7 protein-coding genes are annotated in these 6,742 nt (G+C 64.6%); 5 read left to right on the top strand and 2 right to left on the bottom strand.

Translation table 11 applies throughout. The features are described from left to right. The coding region (locus E2583_RS18445) for a YebC/PmpR family DNA-binding transcriptional regulator (protein WP_291597661.1) at window positions 1-254 on the top strand (254 nt) is incomplete at its 5' end. Window positions 255-385: 131 nt separating this feature from the next. Further along, the gene (locus E2583_RS18440) at window positions 386-2,260 is read left to right on the top strand and encodes a hypothetical protein (RefSeq protein ID WP_291597660.1); all 1,875 of its coding nucleotides are present in this window, start codon (window positions 386-388) and stop codon (window positions 2,258-2,260) included. Window positions 2,261-2,302: 42 nt separating this feature from the next. Here the strand turns inward: E2583_RS18440 and E2583_RS18435 are convergent, their stop codons facing one another. Beyond that, entirely contained in the window at window positions 2,303-3,262 is a 960-nt protein-coding gene (locus tag E2583_RS18435) for an NAD-dependent epimerase/dehydratase family protein (protein ID WP_291597659.1), read from the bottom strand. A gap of 107 nt (window positions 3,263-3,369) precedes the next feature. Here E2583_RS18435 and E2583_RS18430 point away from each other — a divergent pair, with 107 nt between their 5' ends. Further along, window positions 3,370-3,828 carry a MerR family transcriptional regulator gene (locus E2583_RS18430; protein WP_291597658.1) on the top strand — a complete coding sequence of 153 codons (459 nt, stop codon included), beginning with the start codon at window positions 3,370-3,372 and terminating at the stop codon, window positions 3,826-3,828. Here E2583_RS18430 and E2583_RS18425 read toward each other — a convergent pair. Further along, window positions 3,804-4,490 carry a type 1 glutamine amidotransferase domain-containing protein gene (locus E2583_RS18425; protein WP_291597657.1) on the bottom strand — a complete coding sequence of 229 codons (687 nt, stop codon included), beginning with the start codon at window positions 4,488-4,490 and terminating at the stop codon, window positions 3,804-3,806. The genes E2583_RS18430 and E2583_RS18425 overlap by 25 nt on opposite strands. 293 nt (window positions 4,491-4,783) lie before the next feature. On the opposite strand from E2583_RS18425, the gene E2583_RS18420 reads away from it, so the two are divergent. Next, window positions 4,784-5,584 carry a MetQ/NlpA family ABC transporter substrate-binding protein gene (locus E2583_RS18420; RefSeq protein WP_291597656.1) on the top strand — a complete coding sequence of 267 codons (801 nt, stop codon included), beginning with the start codon at window positions 4,784-4,786 and terminating at the stop codon, window positions 5,582-5,584. Window positions 5,585-5,588: 4 nt separating this feature from the next. Next, entirely contained in the window at window positions 5,589-6,686 is a 1,098-nt protein-coding gene (locus E2583_RS18415; protein WP_291597655.1) for a DUF6817 domain-containing protein, read from the top strand. Window positions 6,687-6,742: the final 56 nt, after the last annotated feature.

The raw sequence follows: 6,742 nt of genomic DNA, 5'->3' as shown, positions 1-6,742 counted from the left end.
CGCAAGACTTCGAAGCTGGCGAAGAAGAAGGCACCACCCTGTTCATTACCGATATTGCCGATCTGGACGCCGTGAGCAAGGCTTTGCCCGCGCAAGGCATCAAGGTGCTGTCGGTCAAGCTGGGCTACAAGGCCAAGAACCCCATCAGCATGAGCAGCCTGTCTGCAGAGCAGCAGGAAGAAGTGCAGGAATTCCTGGCCGGTCTGGAAAACGACGACGATGTTCAGCATGTCTACGCAGGTCTGGTGGACTGAAGTCATCGCAGCATGGCAAAACGAGCGGCCCCTGGGTCGCTCTTTTTTTTGCCCCGAGTCATCCTCGGCCAGCGCCCCGGCAGCCGCTTTCTATACTGCAAGCCTGCTGAATTGCCTTGTGAATTGCCCTCATGTTTTCTTTGCCTTGCATTCCCGCGCCTGTTTCCCTGACCGCCATGGCGGTGGCCTTGTTGCTGGCGGGCCCTGCGCCGCAGGCGGCCGAGCCTGAAAGGCTGAAGGGGGGTGCGCGACAGGCGGACTCGCCTGCCGAACAGGATTCGCCTTTTTTCAGGCTGCGCCGTGCCGTGGTCGAGGCAGCACAGGGCAAGCGCTGGGACGATGCCGTTGCCCAGGCGCGCAAGCTGCTGGACATGACGCTGCCGCGCGGCAATCCATACGAGCAGCTCGATGCCTCCGGTTTGCTCTACGCCTTGCTTTATCAACAAGGGCAGTACGCGCAGGCCGTGTTGCAGACCGACCAGATGATGGCTCTGGCCTCGGCCGACGGCTACGACCCGGTCAGCGGTCAGATGCAGGCGCTGATACAGCGCGGCCTGACGGCCGCCATGATGGCCGGCGATCAAGGCGCACTGACTCGCTATCTGCAGGCGCTCAAACAGGAGTCCAAGGCTTTTGAGCCGCTGTGGCAGTGGAATACGGCAGACCAGCAGCTGCACTACCAGGCCGCGCAGCTCAGCGTGCCGCTGGTGCAAGGGCGCTGGGTATTGGTCCAGATGGAGCCGGCCAGGGATCGCAAAGAGGTCGCGAATCTGGAGTACGTCTATCTGAAGTCCGATGGCAGGCGCCTGCGCGTCCGCATGCGGCTCGGCTATGACGATGGTCTGAAAGACATGGACACTGCAGCCAGGCAGAAGTCGCTGCAGCAGGAGCATGGCATTTTTGCCGGCGAGCAGACGCCAGAGCCTGGGCTGAGGCTGCCGGCCCTGCCGTTCGCTGACGCCCTGCAAAGCCAGCAGGCCAGCCGCGAGAAAAGAGAAGAGGGGAGGCCCGATGTCCTGCATCTGGACTGGGGGCTGGTGCGCGGTAACTGGAGACTGAGCCTGCATGCAGAACAAATGGACAGCGAGCGTGACAGCGCACTGCAGCAGCTGCCCCTGCTGTGGCAGGCCATGCAATGGCCCCAAGCGCCCGAGCTGCCGCCTGAGCTACCACGCCAGGAGCGCGAGGTGAGCCACGCCTGGCGGGGCGATGACGACTGGCCCAGGGCCGGGCAACTGGCCCGCGCTGCCTTGGCCGATGCACAGTTCCCCGCCGAGCTGGCACGCCTGAATACGGTGGCGGGCATCTCGGCCTTCAAGGCCGGTCAGCAAGCCGAGGCCAGCCGCTATCTGGATCAGGCATTGCAGGCCTGGCCCTATGTCAGCCTGTTCAGGCTGGAGTCCGAACTGGTGGACCAGGCTCAGCAATATGGAGCCGAGCTGGCGGCGCAGCAGGGCCGCGACGCCGATGCCGCTCGACTGATGCGCCAGTACCTGCGCAATGCTGGCGGGCTGCAGAACATCTGGGTGCAGGCCCAGGACCCGCAGGTGGCCGATCTGGAAAATCGGCGCACCGGCATGGTGCTGCCCATGCGTGCGGCAGGCTTTCATCTGCAAGAGCCTGAGGATTCGCAGCGCATGATGTACCGCGATCTGATGACCGGGCAGCAACTGGGCCTGACCACGGGGCTGAAGATCCCCGAGTCCGATGAGGCGCAGGAGAAGCTGCTGCGCACCGCGCTGGAAAAGCAGTTCCGCTTGAAGGCGGGGAGCTTGAAGAAGCGCAGCTTCACTGCGCAGACGCGCTCCAGGGACCGCCGGCCTGAAGGCCGCGAATGGACGTTTGAAGTGAGTCCGCAGGAGAGCCGGCCGGGCTCTGATCCCGTCAAGCGCGTCGTCTTCTGGATCGTTGACCAGGGCGCAAGCCGCACCATCCTGCGCGCCTCGGTGGCGAGTCCACGCGAGCAAAACCGGGCCGAGCAGCTGGCCCAGGCGCTGAGCTGGTAACCTTTTAGCTATTAATGCTTATCTGATAGCTGCATTCGCAATCTAGGTAAGGGATTGCCGCTGTTTTTGCTGAAATTCTTCGGCCATCAGCGCCAGCCCCTGCCGGTAGCTGGTGACGGCAAACCCCGGAAATGCCTGCTTGAACTTGCTGGAGTCAAACAGATTGTCGTGGGCATAGCGGGGCAGGAGCTCTCGCAGCTCTGCCACGGGTTTGGAGATCAGGCCCGCTGCGCTCAGTGCCCAGCGGGGCAGCAGGTGATGGCGGGAAGACTGGAAAGGGCGACCAAAGCTCTGGCTGGCCCAGTCGATCAGTTGCTTGTAGTTGGGACGCTCATCGTCGCAAGGCAGATGCCAGGTCTGACCGTAAGCATCGGGCGTGTTGCCCAGCAGGGCCAGCGAGCGGCTGGCATCGGGCGTCCAGATCAGGGTGCGCAGACGGTCGTCCCGTACCGGGGCCAGCGGTGTCCTGCCGGCCTTGAGCCTGTCGATCACCAAAGTGTTGGTAATGCTCTGCGTCTGGGCCGGGCCGTAGAACTCGGGCGCCCGCGCGATCAGCACGGGAATCTCCCCGCGCGCCATCTCGGACAGCACCCTCTCGGCCATGGCGGCGCGCACCCGGCCCTTTCGCCCCACGGGGGCGAATGCCATGTGCTCGGTCTGGCGTTGCGCGTTCTGCGGGTACATATAGGTGTTGTCGAAATAGACAAAAGGGGCTCCCGCAGCGCGGCTGGCAGTCAGGGCGTTGTCCAGCATGGTCGGAAACTGCTGCTCCCAGAGTTGCGTATCGGGAGGCAGGCCTGCGGTGAAATACACCACGCTGCTGCCCTGAACGGCCTTGGCAGTCTGCTCGGCATCGAGCAGATCGGCGGCGTCGAGCAGATCCGTGTCATGTATCTTGCGCGGCCTGCGGCTCACCAGCTTGAGCGCATCGCTGTAGTTGCGCCTGAGTTCGCGCGCCAGCTCGGTGGCGATCTGTCCGTTGGCGCCCAGTATGGTCTGCATTCCTGCTCCTTGAAGAGTCTTCGCCAGCCGTGATGACCGGGAATGGCGCAAGCGTAAGCTTGAAGCTTGGTTGAAGGTCAAGCGCCGATTGGGCGAAAATGGCGGGCATGAAGATCGGAGAACTCTCCCGACGCACAGGTCTGGCCGCATCGCGCATCCGTTTCTACGAACGCATCGGTCTGCTGGGCGCCGCCCGGCGCCAGGCCAACGGCTATCGCAGCTATCCCGAAGAGTCGGTGCTGGCGCTCAGACTGATTGCCACGGCGCAGCGGGCCGGCTTCAGCCTGCAGGAGCTGCGCCAGTTGCTGCCCGAGGACCTCGCGCAGTGGCAGCATGACGAGTTGCTGGTCACGCTGCATCGCAAGCTGCAGAGCATCGACCGGATGCAGGCTCAGCTGACGCGAAATCGCGCCGAACTGAGCGAGCTGATCGCCCAGATCGAGGCCAGGCCCGAGGACATGGATTGCGCCGGCAATGCGCGGCGCGTGCTGTCGCAGATGCGCTTGCTGCGGCCGGACGAGGAGGAGCAGGTGCAACCCGCTCAGCCCAGCAGCCGAGCCACCTGAAGGGCAGTGGCCCGGGCCGACTGGGGGTTCTGCCCCGTCACCAGCCTGCCGTCTGTCACGACCTTGGAGACAAAGGGCAACCGGGCTTTCTCATACCGGGCACCGCGCTGGCGCATCAGCGCTTCGGCGTTGTACGGCACTTTGCCGGCCACGCCGGCCAGCCGTTCCTCCAGCCAGGAAAACCCGGTCAGCCTGCGTCCGGCGACCAGCAGCGAGCCATCGGAGAGGCGTGTGTCAAGCAGGCCGCAGTAGCCGTGGCACACCGAGGCCACGACGCCGCCGCGCTCGTGGATATCGCGCGTGATCCGCTGCAGCCCCTGCGATGACGGAAAGTCCCACATCACGGCATGGCCGCCACTGAAGTAAATGGCGTCAAAGTCTCGTGCGTCCACCGTATCTGGTGCGGCCGTGCCGGAGAGCAGGGCCATTCGCACGGGATCCGCCAGCCATGCCTTTGCCGTCGCATCCCTGTTCGGCCATTTCAGCGAGCGCGGCTCCAGCGGCGAATGGCCACCCCGAGGGCTGACCAGATGCTGTGCATAGCCCCTTCGGGCAAAGACTTCCCAGGCATGGCTGAGCTCCGACAGCCACAGGCCGGTGGGCTCGGCTGGGTCTTCGTAATGGGCGACGTTGCTGACGACGTGAAGAATGCGACAAGGCATGAGGTGTCTCCTGTGGCGCCCAACTTAAGCTTGAAGTGCAGTTCAATGTCAAGCGTGCCTTGCGCCTGAGGTCTTGCCGGCCTGATCGCTTTTCTCGATGTGCGAGCGCATGCTTGCGCCGTTTCCGATCGATGTTTCCCGAGCTGCGCTGCCAGCCATCCCGCTTTGTGATGGTAGCGGGCCCCGACGGGGCCGCCGCGGCCGGATTTATGCGGTAAGTTTCCAGCCGCTGTCCCTGGGCGTGCACATGCCCGGCGGGCCGCTGTTTCCCGGATTTGTCTTGAAAGGTGCCCATGGTGCACAAGCGTTCTCTCGTAAAAGCCCTGGCGGTTGCCGCCTTGGCCCCTGCCGCGTGGCTGGCGCAGGCCCAGGATCTGGCCGTGACCGTTGGCGTGACGGCGGGCCCCCACGCCCAGATTGCCGAAGTGGCCAGGCAGGTTGCGGCCAGACAGGGGCTGAAGGTCAGGCTGGTGGAGTTTGGTGATTTCATCCAGCCCAATGCCGCGCTGTCCGCGGGCGACCTCGACGCCAACATCTACCAGCACCAGCCTTTCCTGGATGCCCAGAACAAGGATCGCGGCTACAAGCTGGTGCCCGTGGCCAAGGCCGTGAACCAGCAAATGGGCGTGTACTCCAGGAAGATCAGGAAGCTGGCCGATCTCAAGAGCGGCGCGCGTGTGGGCATTCCCAACGATCCCACCAATGGCTCGCGCGCCCTGATGGTGCTGGCCAAGCAGGGCCTGATCACGCTGAGGGCGGAGGCAGGCGCCCGCGCCTCGGTGCTGGACATCACGGCCAACCCCAGAAAGCTCCGGTTTGTCGAGCTCGAAGCCGCCCAGCTGGCCCGCGCCCTCGATGATCTGGATGCCGCTGCCGTCAACAGCAGCTACGCCGTGGCAGCCGGCCTGTCTCCCCAGGGCGATTCGCTGGCACTCGAAGATGTGAACACGCCTTATGTGACCGTGCTCATCGTCACGCGTGCCGGCCATGAAAACAGCAAAGGCCTGCAGGCGTTTGTGAAGGCCTACCAGTCACCCGAGGTCAAGGCCTTTGTGGAAAAGACCTTCAAGGGTGCTTACACAACCGCATGGTGAGCGCATGAAGCAGCCCTGGAATCAACTGGATGCGGCGCTGTTCGAGCGCGCCAAGACCTTGCTGGACGAGGAATGGCTGAGCCGTGATGCCGATCTGGCGCCGCTGCTGCCCGTGGTGCTGGAGCGCGGCGTGGGCCAGGATTGGCACAAGGCCGGCACTTTTCGCCACCATCTGGCAGGCGTGGCGCGCTCTCTGGCGCTGTGGCAGCAACCCAGGGAGGTGCGCCAGCTGGGTCTGCTGCACAGTGTCTACGGCAATGCCTTTGTCGATCTGGTCAAGTTCGATGCCGGCAATGAGCGCGAGCAGCTCAAGCGCCTGGTCGGGGAGCAGGCCGAGCATCTGGTCTATCTGTTCTGCACCATGAGCCGTACCCAGTTCGTGCAAAGGCTGCTGGCGGGCGAGCTCGGAGCCGACGGCAGCCTGCAGATCGAGCGCAACGGCCCCGAGCCGCGCGAGACCATCAGGCTCACCGCCTATGAAGTGGCTGTGTTCGCGATTGTCAGCATGGCCGACAGCATGGAGCAGTGGTTCAGCTGGCAGGAAGACATCTATTCGCGCTTCCCGGCCGTGGACCACAGCCGTCAGCAGGCCGTGCACTGGGCGGCGTCGCTGTGGCCCGGCCCCATGCGCCCCAGCAGCCGCATGCTCAGCCAGATCAGCGGCCTGGGCCGGGCGCTGCAGCATCCTGTGCTCAAGACCCAGCTGCCGCTGCCGCCGGTGTTTGCGAACTGCAGTCAGCTGCTGAGCGCGGGCAACGAGGCTGCGGCCGTGGCGCTGTACTGGTCGGTGATCCAGCTCGATCAGCCGCTGGTCGATCTGGATGCCGCCATCGCCACGCTGGAGCAGGCCGTGGCCCTCAACCCCTGGGTGGGCGAGCCGCAGATGGTGCTGGCCCAGCTGTACCTGAGCGCGGACCGCAACGCCGATGCCGCTGTGGCTGCCGAGAGTGCGCTGCAGTGTTTTTGCACCTGGGGCAATGCCTGGGACAAGCGCGTGCAATGGGATGCCTGGATTGCCTGGACGCGAATCCTGCTGCAGTCGGCCCGGCAGGGCAGCTGGCCCGTGCGGCTGGACAAGCTCAACAACATGGCGCTGCGCTAGACCGAGCCTCGGAGCGGACTTCGGACCAAGAAAAGGCCCCGGCAGTCAGGCAACTG

Origin of the sequence: Comamonas sp., assembly GCF_009360615.1 — a bacterium.
Classification (GTDB): Bacteria; Pseudomonadota; Gammaproteobacteria; order Burkholderiales; family Burkholderiaceae_C; genus Comamonas.
The sequence above is the reverse complement of the archived record's forward strand: the minus strand, read 5'-3'. Positions and strand labels throughout refer to the sequence as shown.